Annotated in this window: 24 protein-coding genes; 9 read left to right on the top strand and 15 right to left on the bottom strand. The window is 57.4% G+C overall.

Going from position 1 to position 22,434, the window contains the following annotated elements:
* Positions 1-18 precede the first annotated feature (18 nt).
* The 7 genes from GGQ73_RS11750 to GGQ73_RS11720 all read right to left on the bottom strand — a co-directional run bounded on the left by GGQ73_RS11750 (position 19) and on the right by GGQ73_RS11720 (position 5,897).
* The gene (locus GGQ73_RS11750; protein WP_183896428.1) at positions 19-813 is read right to left on the bottom strand and encodes an ABC transporter ATP-binding protein; all 795 of its coding nucleotides are present in this window, start codon (positions 811-813) and stop codon (positions 19-21) included.
* Positions 810-1,691 (bottom strand): ABC transporter permease, encoded by an 882-nt coding sequence (locus GGQ73_RS11745; RefSeq protein WP_183896426.1) that lies wholly within the window; start codon positions 1,689-1,691, stop codon positions 810-812. The genes GGQ73_RS11750 and GGQ73_RS11745 overlap by 4 nt, the downstream gene beginning before the upstream one ends.
* Before the next feature lie 195 nt (positions 1,692-1,886).
* The gene (locus tag GGQ73_RS11740) at positions 1,887-2,840 is read right to left on the bottom strand and encodes an ABC transporter substrate-binding protein (RefSeq protein WP_183896424.1); all 954 of its coding nucleotides are present in this window, start codon (positions 2,838-2,840) and stop codon (positions 1,887-1,889) included.
* Between the two features lie 102 nt (positions 2,841-2,942).
* The gene (gene rlmN / locus GGQ73_RS11735; protein WP_412762975.1) at positions 2,943-4,136 is read right to left on the bottom strand and encodes a dual-specificity RNA methyltransferase RlmN; all 1,194 of its coding nucleotides are present in this window, start codon (positions 4,134-4,136) and stop codon (positions 2,943-2,945) included.
* A gap of 243 nt (positions 4,137-4,379) precedes the next feature.
* On the bottom strand, positions 4,380-4,883 hold the full coding sequence (locus GGQ73_RS11730; RefSeq protein ID WP_174154344.1) for an invasion associated locus B family protein: 504 nt from the start codon (positions 4,881-4,883) through the stop codon (positions 4,380-4,382).
* A 278-nt stretch (positions 4,884-5,161) separates the two neighbouring features.
* Positions 5,162-5,539 carry a YkvA family protein gene (locus GGQ73_RS11725; RefSeq protein ID WP_174154343.1) on the bottom strand — a complete coding sequence of 126 codons (378 nt, stop codon included), beginning with the start codon at positions 5,537-5,539 and terminating at the stop codon, positions 5,162-5,164.
* Between the two features lie 52 nt (positions 5,540-5,591).
* Positions 5,592-5,897 (bottom strand): 4a-hydroxytetrahydrobiopterin dehydratase, encoded by a 306-nt coding sequence (locus GGQ73_RS11720; protein WP_183896422.1) that lies wholly within the window; start codon positions 5,895-5,897, stop codon positions 5,592-5,594.
* 116 nt (positions 5,898-6,013) lie between these two features.
* On the opposite strand from GGQ73_RS11720, the gene GGQ73_RS11715 reads away from it, so the two are divergent.
* The gene (locus tag GGQ73_RS11715; protein WP_183896420.1) at positions 6,014-6,493 is read left to right on the top strand and encodes a low molecular weight protein-tyrosine-phosphatase; all 480 of its coding nucleotides are present in this window, start codon (positions 6,014-6,016) and stop codon (positions 6,491-6,493) included.
* Here the strand turns inward: GGQ73_RS11715 and thpR are convergent.
* Together thpR and GGQ73_RS11705 are read right to left on the bottom strand one after the other, a co-directional pair.
* The gene (gene thpR / locus GGQ73_RS11710; protein ID WP_183896419.1) at positions 6,427-7,020 is read right to left on the bottom strand and encodes an RNA 2',3'-cyclic phosphodiesterase; all 594 of its coding nucleotides are present in this window, start codon (positions 7,018-7,020) and stop codon (positions 6,427-6,429) included. The two genes, GGQ73_RS11715 and thpR, sit on opposite strands and share 67 nt — an antisense overlap.
* Positions 7,021-7,088: 68 nt before the next feature.
* A complete protein-coding gene (locus GGQ73_RS11705; protein ID WP_183896417.1) occupies positions 7,089-7,739 on the bottom strand; it encodes an arylesterase in 651 nt (216 codons plus the stop codon).
* Positions 7,740-7,822: 83 nt separating this feature from the next.
* On the opposite strand from GGQ73_RS11705, the gene GGQ73_RS11700 reads away from it, so the two are divergent.
* The 3 genes from GGQ73_RS11700 to GGQ73_RS11690 all read left to right on the top strand — a co-directional run bounded on the left by GGQ73_RS11700 (position 7,823) and on the right by GGQ73_RS11690 (position 12,066).
* Positions 7,823-8,533, top strand: coding sequence for an ABC transporter ATP-binding protein (locus tag GGQ73_RS11700; RefSeq protein ID WP_183896415.1), 711 nt, complete (start codon positions 7,823-7,825; stop codon positions 8,531-8,533).
* Complete coding sequence (locus GGQ73_RS11695) at positions 8,530-11,088, top strand: ABC transporter permease (protein ID WP_183896413.1); 2,559 nt, start codon at positions 8,530-8,532, stop codon at positions 11,086-11,088. The genes GGQ73_RS11700 and GGQ73_RS11695 overlap by 4 nt, the downstream gene beginning before the upstream one ends.
* 240 nt (positions 11,089-11,328) lie before the next feature.
* Positions 11,329-12,066 (top strand): Bax inhibitor-1/YccA family protein, encoded by a 738-nt coding sequence (locus GGQ73_RS11690; protein ID WP_183896411.1) that lies wholly within the window; start codon positions 11,329-11,331, stop codon positions 12,064-12,066.
* Positions 12,067-12,141: 75 nt separating this feature from the next.
* Here GGQ73_RS11690 and GGQ73_RS11685 read toward each other — a convergent pair whose 3' ends face one another.
* From GGQ73_RS11685 to acnA, 3 genes are all read right to left on the bottom strand, one after another.
* Positions 12,142-12,534, bottom strand: coding sequence for a DUF2794 domain-containing protein (locus GGQ73_RS11685; protein WP_183896409.1), 393 nt, complete (start codon positions 12,532-12,534; stop codon positions 12,142-12,144).
* Positions 12,535-12,823: 289 nt separating this feature from the next.
* Complete coding sequence (locus GGQ73_RS11680; RefSeq protein WP_174154335.1) at positions 12,824-13,579, bottom strand: DUF1223 domain-containing protein; 756 nt, start codon at positions 13,577-13,579, stop codon at positions 12,824-12,826.
* Positions 13,580-13,786: 207 nt separating this feature from the next.
* A complete protein-coding gene (gene acnA / locus GGQ73_RS11675; protein WP_183896406.1) occupies positions 13,787-16,480 on the bottom strand; it encodes an aconitate hydratase AcnA in 2,694 nt (897 codons plus the stop codon).
* A gap of 271 nt (positions 16,481-16,751) precedes the next feature.
* Between acnA and ccmA the strand changes: the two genes are divergently transcribed.
* The 5 genes from ccmA to GGQ73_RS11650 all read left to right on the top strand — a co-directional run bounded on the left by ccmA (position 16,752) and on the right by GGQ73_RS11650 (position 19,732).
* Entirely contained in the window at positions 16,752-17,393 is a 642-nt protein-coding gene (gene ccmA / locus GGQ73_RS11670; RefSeq protein WP_183896404.1) for a heme ABC exporter ATP-binding protein CcmA, read from the top strand.
* Between the two features lie 91 nt (positions 17,394-17,484).
* Positions 17,485-18,144, top strand: coding sequence for a heme exporter protein CcmB (ccmB, locus tag GGQ73_RS11665; protein ID WP_183896403.1), 660 nt, complete (start codon positions 17,485-17,487; stop codon positions 18,142-18,144).
* Positions 18,145-18,189: 45 nt separating this feature from the next.
* Complete coding sequence (locus tag GGQ73_RS11660) at positions 18,190-18,960, top strand: heme ABC transporter permease (protein WP_183896401.1); 771 nt, start codon at positions 18,190-18,192, stop codon at positions 18,958-18,960.
* A complete protein-coding gene (gene ccmD, locus GGQ73_RS11655; protein ID WP_174154330.1) occupies positions 18,957-19,133 on the top strand; it encodes a heme exporter protein CcmD in 177 nt (58 codons plus the stop codon). The genes GGQ73_RS11660 and ccmD overlap by 4 nt, the downstream gene beginning before the upstream one ends.
* Complete coding sequence (locus tag GGQ73_RS11650) at positions 19,133-19,732, top strand: DsbE family thiol:disulfide interchange protein (protein WP_412762973.1); 600 nt, start codon at positions 19,133-19,135, stop codon at positions 19,730-19,732. The genes ccmD and GGQ73_RS11650 overlap by 1 nt, the downstream gene beginning before the upstream one ends.
* A gap of 3 nt (positions 19,733-19,735) precedes the next feature.
* Here GGQ73_RS11650 and GGQ73_RS11645 read toward each other — a convergent pair whose 3' ends face one another.
* The 3 genes from GGQ73_RS11645 to ftsY are packed head-to-tail and all read right to left on the bottom strand — an operon-like array spanning position 19,736 to position 22,424.
* Positions 19,736-20,332 (bottom strand): DUF2585 domain-containing protein, encoded by a 597-nt coding sequence (locus GGQ73_RS11645; protein WP_174154328.1) that lies wholly within the window; start codon positions 20,330-20,332, stop codon positions 19,736-19,738.
* A complete protein-coding gene (locus GGQ73_RS11640; protein ID WP_183896399.1) occupies positions 20,329-20,979 on the bottom strand; it encodes a septation protein A in 651 nt (216 codons plus the stop codon). Before GGQ73_RS11640 ends, GGQ73_RS11645 begins: the two co-directional genes overlap by 4 nt.
* A 2-nt stretch (positions 20,980-20,981) precedes the next feature.
* The gene (ftsY, locus tag GGQ73_RS11635) at positions 20,982-22,424 is read right to left on the bottom strand and encodes a signal recognition particle-docking protein FtsY (RefSeq protein ID WP_183896397.1); all 1,443 of its coding nucleotides are present in this window, start codon (positions 22,422-22,424) and stop codon (positions 20,982-20,984) included.
* Positions 22,425-22,434: the final 10 nt, after the last annotated feature.

The raw sequence follows: 22,434 nt of genomic DNA, 5'->3' as shown, positions 1-22,434 counted from the left end.
CGTTTTTCTATGGCGATTCTAACCTATCAGCAATTCGTCGTCATCCAATGTCTGGCCGCGTATATTGCGGAACATCTCGATCAGGTCTTCAACCTGCAAGCCCTTGCGGCTCTCACCTGATACATCCAGCACGATTTCCCCCGCATGCAGCATAATGGTGCGGTTGCCGTAATCCAGCGCCTGACGCATGGAGTGCGTGACCATCAGCGTCGTCAACTTGCGCTCTTCGACGACCGTCTGGGTCAATTGCATGACGAATTCAGCCATGCCGGGGTCGAGTGCCGCCGTATGTTCGTCCAACAGCAGGACGTCAGATCCGGCCAAAGTGGCCATGACCAGTGAAACGGCCTGACGCTGGCCACCGGACAGAAGGTCCATGCGGTCCTTCAGGCGGTTTTCCAGACCAAGGTTGAGGGACGCGATACGCTCCTTGAAGAACGCTCGTCGTCCGCTGCCAAGGGCAGGCAGAAGCCCCCGGGTCTTGCCACGTGCTGCGGCAAGCGCGAGGTTCTCTTCGATACTCAGTGCCCCACAGCTGCCCGCCAGCGGGTCCTGAAACACGCGGGCGACCTGACCGGCACGGTTGGCCGTTGGTTTGCGCGTCACGTCCACGTCGCCGATGGTGACTTTGCCCGCTGTGGGCAAAACATCGCCAGCGAGAACGCCGAGCAGGGTGGACTTTCCAGCACCATTGGAACCGATGACGGTGACGAAGGAGCCATCTTCAATGGTCAGATCGATCTTGGCCAGTGCCTGCTTTTGCAGCGGCGTACCGCGTCCGAAGACGACCTCGATATTGGACAGGGAAATCATGACGATGCTCCTCCACGGCGCAGGCGCGGCAAAATGAGTGCTACGGCGACCAGCACGGCTGTCACGAAATTGAGGTCGGAGGCTTTCAGGCCAAGTGCATCGCTGGACAGAGCCAACTGGATCGCCAGACGATAGGCGATGGAACCGAGCACGCAGCCGATGAGGGCGATCAGAATGCCGCGTGAACCGAACAGCGTCTCGCCGATGATAACGGCGGCTAGGCCAACGACGATAGTGCCGACACCGGCGGTCACATCGGCAAACCCATTGGTCTGGGCAAACAGCGCGCCGCCAAGCGCGACCAACGCGTTGGAGAGCGCCATGCCGAGATAGATCTGGTTGCCGGTCTTTACGCCCTGTGCCCGCGCCATCCGGGCATTGGCACCGGTGGCGCGCATGGCAAGGCCCGCATCGCTTTCCAGAAAACGCCAGACGAGAATAACGGCGATCACCACCAGCACGCCGACGAAGAGCGGACGCAGCAGATATTCGGCGATCCCGAGCCCGTAGAAGGGTTCAATGACTGTTTCCTGATTGAGCAGTGCGATATTCGGCTTGCCCATGACGCGCAGGTTCACGGAAAACAGCGCGATCATGGTCAGGATCGAGGCGAGAAGATTAAGAATTTTGAACCGTACGTTCAGAACTGCCGTCACCAGACCGGCAGACGCACCCGCGACCATGGCAATGCCTGTTGCGACCCATGGATTAAAACCAGCGACAATCAATACCGCAGCCACGGCAGCACCCAGCGGAAACGAACCGTCCACGGTCAGGTCGGGAAAGTCGAGCACGCGGAATGCGAGATAAACGCCGATAGCGACGAAGGCGAAAACCAGCCCCAGTTCGACGGCACCCCAGAATGCGATTTGGCTCACGAGATAAGTCCTTGATTTGTCGCCCGCCTTGCAGTGAGCTGCAATTGAAACAGTCGTCAGACTGCCATTTCGCCCGCCAATCTCTCCTTCGTCACGCTCGGGTCTGTCCCGGGCATCTGGCGCCGTTCAACTGTCACTGAACGCCGGTAGATCCTCGGGACAGGCCCGAGGATGATGGAGAGGGCAGATGGTCTTTCATTCGATGATCTTTGTCGCGCGCTTTGTTGCGCTCTCAGGAAACGTCACGCCAGCCTTTGCAGCGGCCGTTTTGTTGAGAACGAGATCGGTGCCAACGGCAACGGTCGCTGGTATATCGCCGGGCTTTTCACCCTTCAGGATGCGAACGACGACGGCACCGGTTTGCTTGCCCACGTCAAAATAGTTGAAGCCAAGTGCCGCGATCGCACCGCGCGCCACGGAATCCGTATCGGCGGCAAACAGTGGAATTTTGGCCTCTGTCGCAACACCGGCAGCGGCTTCGAAGGCTGAGACGATGGTGTTGTCTGTGGGAACGTAGATCACGTCGGCCTTGCCCACTAGCGCGCGGGTGGCACCCTGCACTTCGGCAGATTTCGTGGCAACGGATTCCACGACCATCAAGTCTGCCTTTTCCGCTTCGGCCTTCAAAAGATCGAGCGTCGAAACAGAGTTGGCCTCGGCAGAATTGTAGATATAGCCGATGGTTTTGGCGTTTGGCGTGATTTCCTTGATCAGGGCCAGATGCTCGGCAACCGGCAACCTGTCGGAAAGGCCCGTCACGTTGCGGCCGGGCTTTTCCATGGACTTGATCAGCTGGGCTCCCACAGGATCGGAGACGGCCGTGAAGACGATGGGAATATCGCGGGTGGCGGCAACGACAGCCTGGGCAGACGGTGTGGAAATCGGAACGATGACGTCAGGCGCGTCGCCGACGAACTGGCGGGCGATCTGCGACGCGGTACCGGGGTTGCCCTGTGCGGACTGATAGACGAATTTCAGATTTTCGCCTTCCTTGTAGCCAGCTTCCGCAAGTGCTGCCTTTACGCCATCACGCGCAGCATCCAGCGCCGGGTGTTCGACGATTGCGGTCACGGCAACGGTCACGTCTTGCGCTTTCGCAGGCAGGGCAAGAGCGGTTGCGGCGGCGAGCGCCAGAACGAGTGCGCGCATGGGGTATTCCTCCGGTTGTTTCGCTTTTCTGGCCCTCTTTAAGAAAGCGTTAAAACGAAATCAATCGGGGAAGCCTGACAGACCCATCAATTCTTTTTTTGGTCAGTCGTCCGCGCCGTGATTGGCGATCATCATCGCCTCGAATGCCATGCGCTCGGTCTTGCGCATGCGCTCGGATTCCGATTTCAACTGACCGCATGCCGCCAGGATATCGCGCCCACGCGGGGTACGGATCGGCGAGGCGTAACCCGCATGGTTGATGAAATCGGCGAACTTCTCGATCTGCTCCCAGTCCGAACACTGATAGTTGGTGCCCGGCCATGGGTTGAACGGAATGAGATTGATTTTCGCGGGAACGCCCTTCAACAGCTGCGTCAGCATCTTGGCGTCTTCCAGACTGTCGTTGACGTCCTTCAGCATCACATATTCGAAGGTGATGCGGCGGGCGTTCGACACGCCGGGATAGTTGCGGCAGGCGTCGATCAGCTCTTTCAGCGGGTATTTCTTGTTGATCGGCACCAGCATGTCGCGCAACTCGTCGCGCACGGCATGCAGCGAAATCGCCAGCATCACGCCGATCTCTTCGCCGGTTCGGAAGATTTCCGGCACGACACCGGATGTGGACAGCGTCACGCGGCGCTTGGAGAGCGATAGGCCATCGCCATCGGTCGCGATCAGCAAAGCTGTTTTGACATGCTCGAAGTTGTAGAGAGGCTCGCCCATACCCATCATCACGATGTTGGACACCTTGCGTCCTTCGGCTGGCATGATCGTGCCCTGCGGCGCTTCGCGGTCTGGAAAATCACCAAGGCGATCACGGGCGACCAGAAGCTGCGCCAAAATCTCTTCCGCCGTTAGATTGCGCACCAGACGCTGCGTTCCGGTGTGGCAGAAGGAACAGGTCAGCGTGCAGCCAACCTGGCTGGAAATGCAGAGGGTACCGCGACCTTCTTCGGGAATGTAAACAGTTTCGATTTCGACAGGACGGCCGGCGCCACGCGGCGGAAAACGCATCAGCCATTTGCGGGTGCCATCGTTGGAAACCTGCTCCTCGACAATTTCGGGGCGCGCGATGGTGAAATGGGTCTTCAGCTTTTCGCGCAGGTCCTTGGCCACATTGGTCATGTGGTCGAAGTCGGAGACGCCGCGCACGTAAAGCCAGTTCCACAACTGGCTGACGCGCATTTTAGCCTGCTTCTGCGGCACGCCGATATCCATCAGCGCTTCGGCCATCTCTTCGCGCGTGATGCCGATCAATGACGGTTTGCCATCCAACAGATCGATATTGGCAACCATCGGTTTCTTGATCACCAGACCGGCGCTTGCTTCCAGTACGGACATTGCTTCATCCCATCAGCCATTGCAGAGAGAAACCGCGCAAACAAAGCGGCGGACTGTGGTCTGCATGTGGTGAAAAATCAAAGGCGAAGCGCTTTTCGCGCATCCGCCTATCTTGTTGACGCGCCTTTAGCATCAAAGCAGCAAAAACGCAAATGGCCGGTCAAGGACCGGCCATTACAAGACACATTTCGGCTATGCCTATTTACAGCTTTCGACCTGCTTCAGCGCAGCCGAAATTCCCGAAAGGGAGTAGGCGTAGCTGGTGGCGGTGCCGCGGGCGGATGTGGCCTTTACAGTCATCGACTTGCCGCCCTTCATCGCTGCAACGAGCGCTGGCTCCTCTGCAGCATTTTCGACCCATGCGGCCTTATCCTTGGTAAACATCACGAAGGTCTTGCTGTCGATGGTCACATTGACCTTGGATCCTTCGCGAAGGCTGTATCCTACCATTGCCTGTGGCTCGTAAGAAATATTCTGTCCAGGACGCTGCGAGACGATGAAGAAGATATCGCCGTGCTCGACGCTCGCCGGCTCCTTGGAGGTTGGAATGGAGAGAGCATAGCAAACGGTGCTGTTACCCGACTTGTACGAATAGGCACCCCATGCATTGAACTGCTGGATGCGCGTGGGCGACTGTGCAGAGGCAATGCCGACACTGGTCAGCAAAATGGCGACTGCGGTTGCTACACTTCTTACAAACATTGAATTTCCTGCCGGGTTTATTGTCTTCCAGTTGGCCGAACGGCTGCGCCGGGCCGATGCTAGGTGAAGTCCGTCATGCTGATATTGGCTAAAGATCGGTTACCAAACCGTCAACACCAATGCGAAAATTCGAAATTTGCATCAAGATGTAACAGATCGGCGGCTCCCAGCGCCAGCCCGCGAACACTTACGTGCTCGTTTCATGAGCAATGACACAAGAATTCAGGCAAGAATTTGTCAGCGCCCAACAGGGTCGAAAACAGGCAATCACAGAGCCGTTACTCCTGCTGAAGCCTTTCAATGGCCGCATCGGCCGCTTCATAATGTTCCATCTTGATATGGGCCCGGATCATGGCCAGGGCTGCCGTCAAAACTGCGATGTCGTCGGTAAAGCCGACAACCGCGAAGATATCGGGTACGACATCAATCGGCAAAATGAAATAACCGAGTGCTGCCAGAAGGATGCCCTTTGCGCGGAACGGTGTCTCGCGGTCCATGGCGCAATAATAGGCGGCAGCCGCGTCTCGTGCAAACGGCACTTTGCTGGCCACCCGCTTCATCTTTGGCCAGAATTTTGATCGCACCTGACGTTCGGTCTCTTCTTGCCTGTCGGGTTCGCCCGGCAGCAAAATCTCACCGATCTTCACATCATCCATGGTCGTGTGTCCTGTGGTCATAACCGATAATATAAGGCCTCACGCCTTATCTTCAATCGCCGCGTCCGCCTGCGGCCTTCTGCATCGCACCAGCGAGCATGATGTCACGCTCTGTAACGCCCTGTGAATCATGGGTCGTAAGACATACTTTGACGCGGGAGTACACGTTGGACCATTCGGGATGGTGATTGAGTTTTTCAGCCACCAGGGCGCACTCAGCCATAAAACCGAAGGCTTCGGCGAAGTTGGCGAACTTGTAAGCCTTGACGATGGCCAGACCGTCTTCACGCAAAGACCAGCCTTCAAGCTTGGCCAGTTCGGCGTCGATCACATCTTTTTCGAGTTTGGGATATTGCATCTTTTTGCCTTTCATTGAGCAAAAGACACGCGGTTTGCGTATCTTGCTGCGCTCTTCGTTTTATCTATATCGCCTTACATCGCAAAACCGCCCAACAGTTTTGGTGGAGATCGGGAATGAAACGCACAGCAGTCCTTTTTGTTTGCATGGGAAATATCTGTCGCTCGCCTCTGGCGGAAGGTATCTTCGCGCATCTGATCGCTCAACGGGGGATAGCCGACCGATTCGTGATCGATTCCGCGGGAACAGGAGGATGGCATTCCGGCGATGCGCCCGACCGACGCTCGGTCACCGTCGCGCGCGACCACGGCATTGATATTGCCAAACAGAAGGCGCGGCAGGTGAGACCGTCCGATTTCGAGGATTTCGATCTCATCCTTGCCATGGACGACGACAACCTTACCAGCCTTAAGGCGCTCTGCCCGCAGCATTGCGCCAGGAAGCTTTACCTGTTCGCGGACTATGCCACTGGTGTGAGATCAAATGTTCCAGATCCCTACTATGGCGGGCAAGACGGTTTCCAGACCGTCTACACCATGCTTTTTTCCGGGTGCACGTCCTTGATCGGCAAATTGGAGACTGGCCAAGCCTCCTGAAGCGGAAAGGCCTCTTCGACGATATAAGGCCCGCCGCCGACTGATTCCTTGGAAGACATCAGCACGAACCGCCCGACCGTAAAGGACGAGGTTCGAAAATCGCCACGCCCGGAAAGATAGTGTACTACATCGTCCAGTCTGGAACTGCGCAGACGCGCAAGGGTGACATGGGGGGTGAACTTGCGCGGATCGGGTGGGAGACCCAGACGCTGGCAGATGCGCTCGATCTCGCTTTGAAGCGCATTCATCTCTGCAGATGGAGAAACACCTGCCCAGATGGAGTGCGGCTTTTTGGAGCCGAACGAACCTATTCCGGTCAGATTAACCTCGAATTCGGGCCGATCGATACGATCGAGACGGTTGACGACTTCATCGGCGGTGCGACCGTCTATGTCCCCGATGAAGCGCATCGTGATGTGATAATTCTCCACATCGATCCACCGGGCACCCGGCAGACCACCGCGCAACAATGACAAACTCATCGCCGCATTGCGCGGAATTTCGAGGGCGGTAAACAGTCTCGGCATGGCGAGCTCCCCGAATCTTTTGGCAGAACAGCCCTAGCGAATCATGCAACGCTTCCGCGTGCAAGCGCTTATTTTTTTTGCTCACCGATCGTCTTTATAAAGCCTTCCACGGTGGGCAGTGTTTTTTCGACCATCACGGCGATACCCTTGGTGTTGGGATGCATCCGGTCCTCAAGTTGCAGGCTCTCATCCATCACAACGCCGTCGAGAAAGAACGGGTAGAGCGGCACGTCGTGCTTTTTTGCCAATCGAGGATAAATCTCGTTGAAACGGCTGGCAAAATCGCCTCCCATGTTGGGGGGTGCCATGATGCCGATCAAAAGGACCGGAATGTCGCGTTTCTGAAAACCCGTGATGATCGCATCGAGGTTTTTTTCCGTCTCATCCGGCGACATGCCGCGAAGCGCATCGTTGGCGCCAAGCTCCAGGATCACGCCATCGGTGCCGTCAGGGACGGACCATTCGGCACGGGCAAGACCACCTGAACTCGTATCGCCCGATACGCCAGCATTTGTGACGACCACATCGACGCCCTTGGCCTTTAATACTGTTTCGAGTTGCGCGGTATAGCTATCGCTGGGTGGCAGCTGGTAGCCCGCCATCAGGCTGTCTCCGAACCCGACCAACTGGACCGGCTTGTCCTGCGCGTGCGCGAGGTGTGCTGACAGCAATGCGCAACTGATGACGATGAATTGAGCGGTAGCAGCTTTAAAACCCATGTCGGCCTTCCTAATTTGTCTGGCACTGCCGAAAGTCTGATTGCTCCCGGATTGCCATTTTCTTTTATATAGGAACGCGAATTGTGACGAAAAGCATCATTGATCTCGATAAGGCCGATCTGACACTGGGGAGTGCTGCTGCAAAGGTTCACGTTCTCAAAAGCATCGACCTCAGCATCGGTGAGGGCGAAGCTGTTGGCATCGTAGGGCCTTCCGGCTCGGGAAAATCAACCTTGCTGATGGTTCTTGCCGGGTTGGAACGGCTCGACAGTGGTGCGATCACGATTGCGGGAACGCAGCTTCACAAGCTCGGTGAAGACGCTCTCGCAGAGTTTCGCGGGCGCAATATCGGTATCGTTTTTCAGTCGTTTCATCTCATTGCCAATATGACGGCACTCGAAAACGTCGCGGTACCGCTTGAGCTCGCCAATGTGCCGAACCCGTTCGATATCGCCAAGAAAGAGCTTGTGGCGGTGGGGCTGGGCGCGCGGCTTGACCATTATCCGGGGCAGCTTTCCGGCGGTGAACAGCAGCGCGTGGCGATCGCCCGTGCGCTTGCCCCTTCACCCGCCGTGCTGATCGCCGACGAGCCGACCGGCAATCTGGATACCGACACCGGCAGGCAGATTGCCGATCTCCTGTTTTCCAAACAGGCAGAGCGCGGCATGACGATGATCCTCGTCACCCACGACGTGTCTCTTGCCGCCCGCTGCTCGCGCCAGATCAAGGTTCGTTCAGGTCAGATCGAAAGCGATAGCGCCGAACCGGTTGCTAAGCAGGCGGTCTCGATATGACATCTCTGCTCCCGTCGCTTTTCAACATCCGCAATGCCTTGCGGCTCGCCAGCCGCGAAATTCGCGGTGGTTTGCGCGGCTTCTACATTTTCCTCGCCTGCATCGCGCTGGGCACCGGCGCCATCGCAGCCGTCAATTCCGTTTCGCGCGCCGTCACCAGTTCCATCGCCACACAGGGACAGTCCATTCTGGCAGGCGACGTGCGCTTCGAGCTTCGCAACCGGGAGGCATCGCCGCAGGAGCGTGCCTACCTGGATGGTCTAGGCGAGGTCGCCATGTCGACCGGGCTGCGCTCCATGGCGCGGCTGGCTGATGGGTCACAACAGACGCTGACAGAGGTCAAGGCGGTGGACGGGGCCTATCCGCTTTTTGGTACCTTCGAGGCAGCCCCTGCCGCTCCGCTTCCCCAGCTTCTCGCCAAACAGGGGGAGGCTTATGGCGCCGTTGCAGCCCCGCTGCTTCTAGAACGGCTGGGGATCAAGCTCGGCGACGAGCTGCTGCTTGGCAATGTCAGGCTGAAGCTTACGGCAACCGTTGCCAACGAGCCGGATGCGCTGTCGGATGGGTTCGGTTTTGCCCCGCGTCTCCTCATCGGCCGCGATGCGCTGGCTGCTTCAGGCCTTATCCAGAGCGGCAGTCTTGTGGAGCATGCCTATAAGGTCCGTCTCACCGATGTCTCCAAACGGGCGACGGTGACCGATGACACCAATCGCGAGTTCCCCAGTGCCGGATGGTCCATCCGCACCAGCGACCGTGCGGCTCCCTCCCTGACGGAAAACGTCAACCGCTTCTCGCAGTTTCTGACGCTTGTGGGCCTCACTGCACTGATCGTCGGCGGTGTCGGCGTGGCCAATGCCGTGCGTGCTTTTCTTGATTCCAAACGAACGACCATCGCAGCGCTGAAATGTTTGGGCGCACCGGCCAGCGTGGTGACGATGACCTATCTGTTTCAGATCGCGTTTATCGCCGCGATCGGTATTGTTATCGGTTTGGCATTAGGGGCCATTACACCGTTGATTGCCATGCGTTTTCTTCAAGGTGTTCTCCCAGTACCGGATGAGCTGGCTATCTATCCCGGCCCGCTTTTCATGGCCGCCGTTTTCGGCCTCCTGACAACACTTGCCTTTGCCATTCTGCCTCTGGGCCAGGCGCGTGAAGTGCCTGCGACGGCACTGTTTCGTGAGCAGGGCTTCGAGGAAAACAAGCTGCCCTCATGGCCCTATCTGGTCGCGACGGCGCTGCTTTTGGCGACACTTGCCGGTCTTGCTATCTACACGTCGGAAGAACGTTTCATCGCATCCATCTTTCTGGGCGCCGTGGCTTTCGCATTCATCGTTCTGCGTCTGGTGGCCTGGGGTATCAAAGCTCTTGCCAAGCGAAGCCCGCGTGTTCACTCGGCAGCGCTTCGGCTTGCCATCGGCAATATTCACCGTCCCGGCGCGCTCACGCCATCTGTTGTATTGTCGCTCGGTCTCGGCCTGACGCTTTTGGTGACGTTAACGTTGATCGACGGTAATTTACGGCGTGAGCTGACCGGCAGTCTGCCAGAACGGGCGCCCAACTTCTTCTTCGTGGATATTCAAAGCACCGACCGCGACGGTTTTCGCGACCTCGTCAAGCGCGAAGCGCCTGAGGGTACATTGACCGAAGTCCCTATGCTGCGTGGTCGCATCCTCGCCTTCAATGGTCAGGACGTGACCAAAATGGAGGTGCCGGCAGCAGGCCGTTGGGTGCTACGCGGAGATCGCGGTATCACTTACGCTGAAGATCTGCCCGACAATGCCAAGCTGTCTCAGGGCACATGGTGGGAGAAAGATTATAGCGGCGAACCGCTCGTTTCCTTTGCGGCGGAAGAGGCGGGTGAGCTAGGCCTGAAGATCGGAGACAGCGTCACCATCAATGTGCTGGGGCGCAACATCACGGCCAAGATCGCCAACCTGCGCGACGTGCGATGGGAATCACTGTCGCTCAATTTCGTCATGGTGTTTTCACCCAACACGTTCCGCGGGGCGCCGCACGCCTGGCTGGCAACGCTTGCCGATCCATCCGCGACGCCTGCCGAGGAAGGCGAAATTCTGCGGACCATCACCAATGCCTATCCGACGATCACCAGCGTCAGGGTCAAGGATGCCCTCGATGTGGTGAACCGCCTTGTCGGTCAGCTAGCGACCGCTATTCGTGCGGCAGCGGCAGTGGCCTTGATTGCCTCGGTTTTGGTTCTGGCAGGCGCGCTTGCTGCGGGCAACCGGGCACGAACCCATGATGCCGTGATCCTGAAGACGTTGGGTGGCACCCGCGCCATGCTCATCCGTGCGTTTTCCTACGAATACATAATCCTTGGGCTGGCGACGGCCGTCTTCGCGCTGGCGGCAGGCGGCGCTTCTGCGTGGTTCGTCATTGCGCGCATCATGAAGCTGCCCTCGAGCTTCCTCCCGGACGTCGCAATCGGCACCATCGTCATTGCGCTGGTCATGACCGTCGGTATCGGGTTGATTGGGACATGGCGAATTCTGGGACAGAAGGCGGCACCGGTTCTGAGACTGGCCGGAGAGTAATACGAAAAGTTGTGCGCCACTTAACTTTAACGATTAAATGGGCATCCTGATCGCCAAAACGTTATCGCTTTTCGCGCATACGGTGTTTTTTCGGTTCTGAAAGCTCTTGTATCTAGGAAGTGATATCATCATATTCTTCGGTAGGCTTGCTGTAGCTCCGCAGCGGCGCCTGGGGTATGGTCTTGAAAGTACGACGATATGCCGACACCGTAGCAATTTCGGAGCTCAAAAGAGGTAACAATGTCTGACTTCAACAATTACCAGAACCGTATGGCCCAGGGTCATGCACAGTCTGGTGCGATGATCGATGAAGGTCTTCGGACCTATATGCTGAAGGTTTATAACCTGATGGCACTCGCGCTGGTCATCACTGGCGTGGCGTCTTTCGCCACTTACACTCTGGCGGTCACCAATCCGGCTTTCGCCCAGCTGCTTTATGGCTCGCCGCTGAAGTGGGTGGTGATGTTTGCTCCGCTCGGACTGGTGCTCTTCCTGAGCTTCCGCATCCAGAACATGAGCGTGTCTGCAGCACAGGCGACCTTTTGGGGTTATGCTGCGCTGATGGGCGTATCGCTGTCGTCGATCTTCCTGGTCTATACCGGCCAGAGCATCGTCCAGACGTTCTTCATCACCGCTGCTTCCTTCGGCGCGCTGTCGCTTTACGGCTACACGACGAAGAAGGACCTGTCGGGCATGGGCTCGTTCCTGATCATGGGCCTGTTCGGTCTGATCATCGCGTCCATCGTCAACATATTCCTGCAGTCGTCCGCCATGGGCTTTGCGATCTCCGCCATCGGCGTGCTGATCTTCGCGGGACTGACCGCCTACGACACGCAGAAGATCAAGGAAATGTATTTCGACGGTGACGACGTTGCCACGGCTGGCCGCAAGGCCATCATGGGTGCACTGACGCTCTACCTCGACTTCATCAACCTGTTCATGTTCCTGCTGCAGTTTCTTGGAAACCGCGACAAGTAAGGAAGACCGGTTGACACAGACATGGACAGGGCGGCTTTCGGGCCGCCTTTTTCTTTGTCTCCGACATTGCGATGATTATTTGATCAGCTTCAGAACCTTGTCGAAGACCTTCAGCACCTGCGCCAGCTCCTGCCCGCGCTTCAAGATGCGGCCATCGACATTGATGACGCTGTAAGCGCCCTGCTTGGCGGCAAGTTTCGGATTCTTCTCAATGCGGAAGAGCGGCATTTCACCAGAGCGTTTGAACACGGAAAAGACGGCTTTTTCCTTGAGATGATCGATGGCGTAGTCCCGCCATTCTCCTTCACCCACCATCTGGCCGTAGACGCGCAAAATAGCATCCAGCTCACGGCGGTGGAACGTGACCGGCAAGGGGTCCCTGCTTTGCCTGTATTCGCCGATATCGACAATGGAGGGGTTGTCGGTGTGAGATGGACTTGATCGCTGCAAATCCGATTGATCCGTCATCAGACAACCTCGCTCAACTGCAAATGACATCTGTACGACAGTTTGACGCCGACCTGACCAAATTGCAAGCCTCGCATCATCAGCAGAGCAAGCTCAATCTGGTTATGTTTTAGGGAAATCCGATACGTGCAATTGCCCTATTTCGGTCAAATCATGGCCCGATTTGGATGGGATATCGTTATCGTCAATTGATGCTTCGGCACCAAAATGACCCGGTCCGGAGCATTGACCCTTTACCCCCAGCCCCCAATGCCCGGATCGGATCTTCTGACCCGCCCGAGGGTAAAACTCAGCTTCCCGACGTCATAAGAACACTTGCACCGATGATCGCGGCGGGATTGCCCTGCGCGTCCGTCGTTTGCAACAGGATCGCACAGCCGCCGGTCTTGGCCTTGCTCATCACGCTGGCGGGTAGTTTCACCGTCATGGATTTCCCATCCCACATGCCCACAGTCTGAACGTCGTAAACACTATGCCAGTAGGAAATCTTCTTACCTTCGTTCTCGCCCTTCTGGACGTCAACGACTTGCTCGCGGTTAAAATAAGCGACGATGACATCGGCCTTGCCTCGGCCGGCACCAATGTCGATGGCGATCTCGTCTGCTACACGCTGCGCCTTCACGGGCACGCTTAAGCCTTCGCCAGCGCTCCTGAAGGTATCGATCCTGTTGTAAATCGCCTGGACATCAGCACCCTTGACGTGATCGCGACCGTTGACCACGGCCTGCGGCGTATAGACGTTGTTGCGACCCAGGGCTCGCGCATAGCCGTATTGGCGTTCGGTGTTTTCCTTGGACGCCAGCGAATCTGCCCAGCCAAGATAATTCCAGTAATCCACGTGGTAAGACAGGCCTATCACATCGCCCTTCTGGATCAGCTTGCGCAATGCCTCGTCGGCAGGCGGGCAGGACGCGCAGCCTTGCGATGTGAAGAGTTCGACGACGCCTTTGACCTCTTGCTCCTGCGCTTGCAGGGGCGCGGCAGCCAGCATGCCGAGCATGCACAGCGAGAGACCAAATGTCAGAGACCCGTATTTCAGAGACATTGCAAAACCCTTGTCTGGATGCGTCTCCAGACCATTGATTGCTATCAATTCATGTCGGGATGCGCTGGGGAAAATAGCGCCGAAATCCCTTCAATAGAAAGTCACGATGGGGTGAGGCCGATTACGAGACATCCATGTGTTTCAGCCACCTCTCCACGCAAAAACGCCGGGATTGCTCCCGGCGTTCTCTGTTCGATCCGTCAGATCCTATGCAGCAAGATCGCGAAGAACGGTTTGCAGAATGCCACCATTGTTCATGTAGATCACTTCATCCAGCGTATCGATACGGCAAAGGAGCGGAACTTCCTTAACGGTACCATCACCGTAGGTGATCTTGGCAATCTTCTTCTCGCGCGGTTTGATGTCACCTTCGAGACCATCGATCTCGACCGTTTCATCGCCCTTCAGGTTGAGGCTGGCCCATGTGGTGCCTTCCTCAAAGGTGAACGGCACGACGCCCATGCCGACGAGGTTGGAGCGGTGGATACGCTCAAACGACTGCGCAATCACAGCCTTTACGCCCAGGAGGTTGGTACCCTTGGCGGCCCAGTCACGAGAAGAGCCGTTGCCGTATTCGACGCCAGCGAAGATGACGAGCGGAGTGCCCTCGGCCTTGTACTGCATGGCCGCATCGTAAATCGACATTTCTTCCTTGGATGGATAGTGGATGGTGTAGCCACCTTCCTTACCATTTGGCCCAAGCATGTGATTACGAATACGGATGTTGGCGAAGGTGCCGCGCATCATCACTTCGTGGTTGCCACGGCGTGTGCCGTACTGGTTGAAGTCGGCAACGCCCACGCCATTGTCGGTGAGATAAGCGCCGGCAGGTGACGCAGCCTTGATCGAACCGGCCGGGGAAATATGGTCGGTGGTGATCTTGTCGCCGAAGAGACCGAGAACCCGCGCGCCCTTGATGTTCTTCAGGCCGGTGCCGGTCTTGCCCATGCCTACGAAGTATGGCGGGTTCTGGACGTAGGTGGACTGGTCGTCCCACGCGTAGGTCTGGCCCGGAGGAACCTGAACGGCCTGCCAGTTCTCGTCGCCCTTGAACACGTCAGCGTATCTGGACTCATAGAGTTCACGCGTGACGTATTTCAGGATGAATTCCTGAATTTCGGCAGATGTCGGCCAGATATCCTTTAGGAAAACGGGTTCTCCGTCAGAACCGATACCGAGCGGCTCGGTGGTCAGGTCTTTCTGAACCGTGCCGGCCAGCGCGTAGGCAACAACCAGCGGCGGGGAGGCGAGGTAGTTCGCCTGAACGTCCGGCGAGATACGGCCTTCGAAGTTACGGTTGCCGGAGAGAACACCAGCCGTGATCAGGCCTTTGTCGTTGATGGTCTTGGAAATCGGCGCAGGCAGCGGACCGGAGTTACCGATGCAGGTCGTGCAGCCGAAACCGACTAGGTTGAATCCGATCGCATCCAGATCTTTCTGAAGCCCGGACTTTTCGAGGTATTCACCAACAACCTGGGATCCTGGTGCCAGCGATGTCTTGACCCAGGGCTTGGATGTCAGGCCCTTCGCCACGGCGTTGCGGGCCAGAAGACCGGCAGCGATCAGCACGGAAGGGTTTGACGTGTTGGTGCAGGATGTGATGGCAGCAATGGCAACGTCGCCATGGCCAAGATCAAAATCGGTGCCTTCGACAGGATAGCGATTGTCGAGCTGGCCGGGCTTCTTGTACTCGGTTTCAAGGGACGTCGCAAAACCGGAAGCAATACCTTCCAGCGAGATGCGGCCTTCTGGACGCTTTGGACCAGCCATGGATGGCACGACTTCGCCGAGGTCGAGTTCCAGTGTGTCGGTGAAGACGAGTTCGGCGCCGTCACCGGTGCGCCACATGTCCTGCGCCTTCGAGTAGGCTTCAACCAGTGCGATTCGGTCCTTGGTGCGGCCAGACATGGTCAGGTAGTTGATGGTTTCGCCATCGACCGGGAAGAAGCCACAGGTGGCGCCGTATTCCGGACCCATGTTGCCGATCGTGGCACGGTCGGCCAGTGTCATCGAATCAAGGCCAGGACCGAAGAACTCGACGAACTTGGAAACAACGCCCTTCTTGCGCAGCATCTGCACGACGGTCAGGACGAGGTCGGTCGCAGTCACGCCTTCCTTGACCTTGCCGGTCAGCTTGAAGCCGATCACTTCAGGCAGAAGCATGGAAACCGGCTGGCCGAGCATGGCCGCTTCGGCTTCGATACCGCCAACGCCCCAGCCCAAGACGCCCAGACCATTGATCATGGTGGTGTGGCTGTCCGTGCCGACGCATGTGTCGGGGTAAGCGATGGTCTCGCCGTCTTCTTCTTTCGTCCAGACGGTCTGGCCGAGATATTCGAGGTTTACCTGGTGACAGATGCCTGTGCCGGGCGGAACAACGCGGAAGTTTTTGAACGCCTGCTGGCCCCATTTCAGGAAACGGTAGCGTTCGCCGTTGCGCTGATATTCCAGCTCCACGTTGCGAGCGAAGGCGTTCGGCGTGCCAAACTCATCGACGATCACCGAGTGATCGATGACCAGATCGACAGGCACCAGCGGATTGATCTTCTCAGGATCACCACCCAGAGCCACCATCGCATCGCGCATGGCGGCAAGGTCGACCACGGCTGGAACGCCCGTGAAGTCCTGCATCAGAACGCGGGCAGGGCGGTAGGCGATTTCGTTTTCAACGCGGCCCTTGTTGTTCAGCCAGTCGGCAACAGCCGTGATATGCTCCCTGGTGACGGTCTGGCCGTCTTCGAAACGCAGCAGGTTCTCAAGCAGAACCTTCATCGAATAGGGAAGCTTGGAAACGCCTGTCAGGCCGTTTGCTTCTGCCTTGGGCAAACTGAAATAAACATAATCCTTACCGTCAACGGTAAGAATGGAGCGACAATTGAAACTGTCAAGAGATTTAGCCACGGATGAAAACCCCGCTTCCTCTGATAGCCAACACGCGCGTGCGGACCCCTGTGCACAGATGCACATCAGGATTGCGGGTACGGTCATTTCCGCTGTCCGCACGAGACGCTGCTTTCGCAACGTCAGGTCCGGCGCCGTATGATGATCACGCCGACCGCTGGCGTGGTTGACACCCATATAGATAATTTATGAGAAACGTGCCAGACCGGAAAAAGGCCTAAATCGATTTTTTTCCCATCGAGATGATTAAAATCTTAAACGAGATGATTCCATGCTGCTGACAGCAGAAAATCTTTCCGCCCGGCGTGGGGATGATTTGATATTCATGAATGTTTCCTTCAAGTTAACGAGCGGTGAGGCGCTCGTGCTGACAGGGCCGAATGGATCGGGAAAGTCCACGCTCCTGCGCGTCGTTGCCGGGCTTTTGCGGCCTGACGCGGGTAGCGTGACGATAGCCGGCGAAGGAATTGAAAAGGGTGCTTCCGTCGGCGAGGCCAGTCATTATCTGGGCCATAAGAATGCAATGAAGCAGGAACTCACGGTTTTTGAAAATCTTGCCTTTTGGAAGGATTTTCTGGGTGATTGTCATGGTGAGGTATCTCTGGGTGTCGAGCACGCTGCTGAAGTCGTCGGTTTGGCCGGCATCACTCATCTCCCATTCGGCTATCTCTCCGCAGGTCAGCAGCGCCGATTCGCTATGGCGAAGTTGCTGGTCGCGTGGCGGCCGATCTGGATTCTGGATGAACCGACCGCAGCACTCGATGCAAGCGCCGATCTGATGTTTACAGGGCTGGTGAAGGCGCATCTGGCCAAGGGTGGCATGGCCGTGGCCGCCACCCACCAGCCGCTGGGGCTGGACCATGCGCAGGAATTGCGAATGACCGGCTTTGCGGGCGCGGAGGAGGCATGGTGATGACAGGGTTCAGGCTCGGCTTAGCAATTGTGGGTGTGACTAACCCTCTCCCAATTCCTCCTGCATCATCATTGCACCTCAGAGCGAACTCATGATCGCCCTTTTCCTCCGCGATCTGAAACTCTCCATCCGGTCAGGCGGCGGGGCTCTCATCGGTGTGCTGTTTTTCATGACAGTCGTTGCCGTCATCCCTTTCGGCGTCGGCCCGGACCTCAATCTCCTGTCGCGAATCGGCCCTGCGATCGTCTGGATCGGTGCACTTCTGGCAGCCCTTCTGGGCCTTGACCGGCTGTTTCAGGCGGAGCGCGATGACGGTTCACTCGATCTGATTCTGATGCAGGAAAATCCATTGGTGCTGACGGTTCTCGTCAAGTGTCTTGCGCACTGGACGGCCACCAGTCTGCCGTTGGTCATCGCCTCGCCGCTGCTCGGCTTGTTCATGAATATGAGCGAGGCGGCAATCGGTGCCGTCATGGTGACCCTTCTCGTCGGTTCTCCGGCGCTCACTTTCATCGGCGCGGTGGGTGCGGCGGTGGCGGTTGCGTTGCCGCGGGGCGGGCTGCTGGTCTCGATTCTCGTTCTGCCCCTGTGTATTCCTGTGCTGATTTTTGGCGTCAGCGCATCCTATGCCGCCGTTCAGGACCCCGCACCTTTCATGCCGCCCTTTCTTATCCTGATCGCCATCACGCTCTTTTCATCGGTCGTTGGCCCGTTCTTTGCCGCTTTGGCATTGCGCAGTTCTGTGGATTGATAAGGATCAATTGCCGTCACCCCGATCTGCTTGTAGAAAGACGCCATGAGCGACAAAAGCCTTGCCATTACCAAGTTTAGCGACCTTGCCAACCCGACGCGGTTCCTGGCATTGGCATCTCGTCTCTTGCCTTGGCTGGCAGTGCTGTCTGCGCTCTGTCTTGCCGCTGGCCTCTATATGGCCTTCACGACCGATAGTGATTACCAGCAGGGCAATACGGTGCGCATCATGTATGTGCATGTGCCCGCCGCTTGGCTTGCCATGATGTGCTATACGGTCATGGCGGTCGCTGCGATCGGCACGCTGGTCTGGCGGCACCCCTTGGCCGACGTCGCCCATAAATCCGCAACGCCGATTGGGGCTGCCTTCACGCTCATTGCGCTCGTCACCGGCTCCCTGTGGGGCAAGCCCATGTGGGGCACATGGTGGGTGTGGGATGCGCGGCTGACCTCGGTTTTCATCCTGTTTTTGATGTATCTCGGCCTTATCGCCTTTAACAAGGCGATGGACGATCCATCCAAGGCAGCCCGCGTCAGCGCGGTGCTGATCCTCGTCGGTTTCGTCAACATTCCTATCATCAAGTTTTCGGTCGAGTGGTGGAACACGCTGCACCAGCCCGCCAGCGTTCTGCGTTTGAGCGGCCCCGCTATTGCGACGGAATTCTTGTGGCCGTTGCTGACCATGGCCATCGGCTTCACATTCTTGTTTTTCACCCTGCACCTTGCCGCCATGCGCAATGAAATCTGGCGCAGACGCGTTGCCGTACAGCGTCGACTGGCTGCACGTATGGCGAGCCGTGAGAAAGTCAGATCATGAGCCACGCATTTTATATCGGCATGTCCTACGGTCTTACCGGGCTGATCATTGCCCTTCTCATCGGTTGGATCATCATGGATGGTCGTGCCCGCCAACGCGAAATGGCAGAGCTCGAAGCATCCGGCGTTCGCCGCAGGGGACGTAGCGCCTCCGTGGAGCAGCCGACACCATGATGAAAGACACGCAAACACCCCCCCCTCCCTCGCGCGGGAGGTCACGTTACATTCTAGCGCTTTTGCCGCTGCTGGCCTTCGCGGGCTTCGCCGCTATTGCCGCGAAGATGCTATATGAGCAGGACGTCAACGGTCTTGATGTCAGCGCCATTCCATCGGCGCTGCTCAATACGAAGGCGCCTTCCTTGTCGTTGCCGCCGCTTGAGCGTGCCAATGTTCCGGCACTGACGGATGCTGCCATTGAAGGCAAGCTAACCCTCGTCAACGTCTTTGCATCCTGGTGCGTGCCTTGCAGGCAGGAACATCCTATGTTGAAGGAACTGGCAAAGGATGAGCGGCTGAACATCGTCGGCATCAACTACAAGGATAAATCCGATAATGCCCTGCGGTTTCTGGGTGAACTCGGCAATCCCTATGCCGCCATCGGTATCGATCCGAATGGCAAGGCCGCCATCGACTGGGGTGTCTATGGTATCCCCGAGACATATCTCGTCGCTAAGGATGGGACCATTGTGTACAAGAAGGTCGGCCCCATCGATGCCGCGACCTATGAACGCGACCTCATTCCCGCCATCGAAAGGGCCGCTGTCGCCGATTGATTTTTAAGAGGCGGGAAGCGCGTTCTGCCATTCCTTGATCGCGTCTACGGGCGAAATGAGCATCAGGACATTGAGGGTGAGGTTGTCGCGGATGAGCCAGCCGGTGAAAACCTCGAACACAATGGCGACGACGATCGTCACCCAGATCGGCATGCGTGCCGCGAAGAAGAACCCAAGCATCATGAACACGGTGTCCATGGCCGAGTTTATGATGCTGTCGCCGCTGTAACCCAGCGCCATGGTGGCATTGCGGTAGCGGTCGATGATCACAGGTGAATTCTCAAGCAGTTCCCACGCAGCCTCGATCAGAACGGCAAAGGACAGGCGCATGGAGGTTGGCTGTTTGCGAAACAGCAGCCCGGCCAGCCCGTAAAACAGAAAGCCGTGGATGATGTGCGATGGGGTGTACCAATCGGCCAAATGCTGGGAATTGCCGGGCGTGTTCACGCCCGGCTCGAACAGCTTCACGTAACCGCATTCGCAGATCGGCAGACGACCCATGAAATAGAGGATGACGATCTGCAGAAGCAGGAGACCGGCTGCAACGCCAAACCAGATGTGGGAAGACGAGCGGGTGCCGGGCATCTGCGCAGAGGTCATTTCTTGTCTTTCGTCAAAGGCTCGATCGAGTGTTTCATAATGAGAGGCATCTGCGCCATGGTGAAGAGAATGGTGATGGGCATGGTGCCCCAGACCTTGAAGGCGACCCATGTGTCGGTGGAAAAACCGCGCCAGACGACTTCATTCAGGACGGCGAGAAACAGAAAGAAAAAGCCCCAGCGAAAGGTCAGCTTGCGCCAGCCTTCTTCATTCAGCTTGAAGGCCGAATTGAAGACGTAACCGAGCAGGGATTGGCCAAACAGCAGCCCGCCCAGAAGGATGACACCGAACAGCGCGTTGACGATTGTCGGCTTCATCTTGATGAAGGTGTCGTTCTGCAGATAAAGCGTCAGTGCCCCGAAGACGAGAACGACGATACCCGAGATCAGCGGCATCATCGGAAGGGTGCGGGTGAGAATCCACGAGACTGTCAGCGCGAGAGCCGTGGCGATCATGAACAGGCCGGTAGCGATAAAGATCGGCCCGCCGAATTCGGTCAGAACGGGAAATGTCTTTGCCAGCCACTCGCCACGGGAATTGGCGAAGAAGAACACGACCAGTGGTCCAAGCTCCAGCACGAATTTCAACAGCGGACTGACCTCACGGACCATTTTTTCGCTTTCGCGCTGATTGCTCTCCACATCCATCGTCATACTCCCGCAATCGCCTTGGCGAAATCTTCCGCTTCAAATGGCTCCAGATCGTCCACGCCCTCACCCACGCCGATGAAATAGACCGGCAGTTTGTGTTTGGCAGCGATGGCGACAAGGATACCCCCGCGCGCCGTGCCATCCAATTTTGTCATAATCAGGCCGGACACGCCCGCGACATTGCGGAATATTTCCACCTGATTGAGAGCGTTCTGTCCGGTGGTCGCATCCAGCGTCTGAAGCACGGTGTGCGGCGCTTCGGGATCAAGCTTGCCCAGCACGCGCACGATTTTCTCAAGTTCGGCCATCAGCTCCGTCTTGTTTTGCAAACGGCCAGCCGTATCGATGATCAGAACATCACTTTTCTTCGCGAGCGCTTGCTCGTACGCATCATAGGCTAGCCCTGCTGCGTCTGCACCCAGCTTGGTGCCGATAAATTCCGAACCCGTGCGGTCGGCCCAAATCTTCAATTGCTCGATGGCGGCTGCTCGGAAGGTATCGCCTGCGGCCAGCATGACCTTGAGACCAGAGCCGGACAGCTTGGCTGCGAGCTTGCCGATGGTGGTCGTCTTGCCGGTGCCGTTGACGCCGACGACGAGAATGACATGCGGCTTATGGGAGAGGTCGAGTTCCAGAGGCTTGGCAACAGGCGTCAGGACCTTTGTAATTTCGCCCGCCATGATGCGAGCGACGTCTTCGCCGCTGACATCCTTGCCGTAGCGTTCGGATGACAAGGCCCCGGTGATGCGCATGGCAGTTTCCAGACCGAGATCAGATTGGATCAGCAGATCTTCCAACTCATCCAGCGTGTCTTCATCCAGCTTCCGCTTGGTGAAGAGTGCCGAGATCTGGCTCGTCAGTTGTGAGGACGTGCGCGACAGGCCTGCGCGCAAACGCTGGAACCATGACAGCTTTTTTTCCGGTGCGACCTCGATCGGTTCTACCCGCTCGCTCGACAGGGAAAAGCCTTTTGGAAGAACTGACGGGACTGGCAGAGCGTCGACCGCCTCCGGTTCCATGGCGGCTTCGGCCTCATCCAGCAATGCGTCCATGGCACCGGTGTCCAGTGGTGCGTCCGGGTCGGTCAGTTCCGGTGTTGCGGGCAGGTCCGCCTCAGCTTCCGCCTGTAACAGCGAAAGCGGAACCATGCCGATATCGCCGACCTGTTCTGGGCCGGGAAGGAGAGGGGCATCCTCTTCCGCTTCTTCCTCTAATAACGCTGCGTCGCTGGCTGGGTCCGGGGCGGGGCCACCTGCAGTTTCCATTTCAAGCCCGGAAACGGGGTCTTTTGCCGAGAGCGCGTGCGCTTCGGCTTCGATCAGAACCTCTTCAAAGGATGAGTTGACATCGCTTTTTTTGATTGTGGAATCGCTATCCGGCTTGTCCGTCTCGGTCTTGTCCTTGCCGAAGGAGAAGACTTTTTTGATGAAGCCGATTGCCATGATTATTCCG

Source organism: Rhizobium skierniewicense, from assembly GCF_014196515.1.
GTDB classification, from domain to species: domain Bacteria; phylum Pseudomonadota; class Alphaproteobacteria; order Rhizobiales; family Rhizobiaceae; genus Agrobacterium; species Agrobacterium skierniewicense.
Note: the sequence above shows the minus strand (reverse complement) of the source record. Positions and strands in the feature narration are given on the sequence as shown.

Coding starts and splice junctions, on each gene's coding strand:
- GGQ73_RS11750 (WP_183896428.1), bottom strand. CDS start 813: ATGATTTCCCTGTCCAATATCGAGGTCGTCTTCGGACGCGGTACGCCG.
- GGQ73_RS11740 (WP_183896424.1), bottom strand. CDS start 2,840: ATGCGCGCACTCGTTCTGGCGCTCGCCGCCGCAACCGCTCTTGCCCTG.
- rlmN (WP_412762975.1), bottom strand. CDS start 4,136: ATGGTTGCCAATATCGATCTGTTGGATGGCAAACCGTCATTGATCGGC.
- GGQ73_RS11730 (WP_174154344.1), bottom strand. CDS start 4,883: ATGTTTGTAAGAAGTGTAGCAACCGCAGTCGCCATTTTGCTGACCAGT.
- GGQ73_RS11725 (WP_174154343.1), bottom strand. CDS start 5,539: ATGGATGATGTGAAGATCGGTGAGATTTTGCTGCCGGGCGAACCCGAC.
- GGQ73_RS11720 (WP_183896422.1), bottom strand. CDS start 5,897: ATGCAATATCCCAAACTCGAAAAAGATGTGATCGACGCCGAACTGGCC.
- GGQ73_RS11715 (WP_183896420.1), top strand. CDS start 6,014: ATGAAACGCACAGCAGTCCTTTTTGTTTGCATGGGAAATATCTGTCGC.
- thpR (WP_183896419.1), bottom strand. CDS start 7,020: ATGCCGAGACTGTTTACCGCCCTCGAAATTCCGCGCAATGCGGCGATG.
- GGQ73_RS11705 (WP_183896417.1), bottom strand. CDS start 7,739: ATGGGTTTTAAAGCTGCTACCGCTCAATTCATCGTCATCAGTTGCGCA.
- GGQ73_RS11695 (WP_183896413.1), top strand. CDS start 8,530: ATGACATCTCTGCTCCCGTCGCTTTTCAACATCCGCAATGCCTTGCGG.
- GGQ73_RS11690 (WP_183896411.1), top strand. CDS start 11,329: ATGTCTGACTTCAACAATTACCAGAACCGTATGGCCCAGGGTCATGCA.
- GGQ73_RS11685 (WP_183896409.1), bottom strand. CDS start 12,534: ATGACGGATCAATCGGATTTGCAGCGATCAAGTCCATCTCACACCGAC.
- GGQ73_RS11680 (WP_174154335.1), bottom strand. CDS start 13,579: ATGTCTCTGAAATACGGGTCTCTGACATTTGGTCTCTCGCTGTGCATG.
- ccmA (WP_183896404.1), top strand. CDS start 16,752: ATGCTGCTGACAGCAGAAAATCTTTCCGCCCGGCGTGGGGATGATTTG.
- ccmB (WP_183896403.1), top strand. CDS start 17,485: ATGATCGCCCTTTTCCTCCGCGATCTGAAACTCTCCATCCGGTCAGGC.
- GGQ73_RS11660 (WP_183896401.1), top strand. CDS start 18,190: ATGAGCGACAAAAGCCTTGCCATTACCAAGTTTAGCGACCTTGCCAAC.
- ccmD (WP_174154330.1), top strand. CDS start 18,957: ATGAGCCACGCATTTTATATCGGCATGTCCTACGGTCTTACCGGGCTG.
- GGQ73_RS11650 (WP_412762973.1), top strand. CDS start 19,133: ATGAAAGACACGCAAACACCCCCCCCTCCCTCGCGCGGGAGGTCACGT.
- GGQ73_RS11645 (WP_174154328.1), bottom strand. CDS start 20,332: ATGACCTCTGCGCAGATGCCCGGCACCCGCTCGTCTTCCCACATCTGG.
- GGQ73_RS11640 (WP_183896399.1), bottom strand. CDS start 20,979: ATGGATGTGGAGAGCAATCAGCGCGAAAGCGAAAAAATGGTCCGTGAG.
- ftsY (WP_183896397.1), bottom strand. CDS start 22,424: ATGGCAATCGGCTTCATCAAAAAAGTCTTCTCCTTCGGCAAGGACAAG.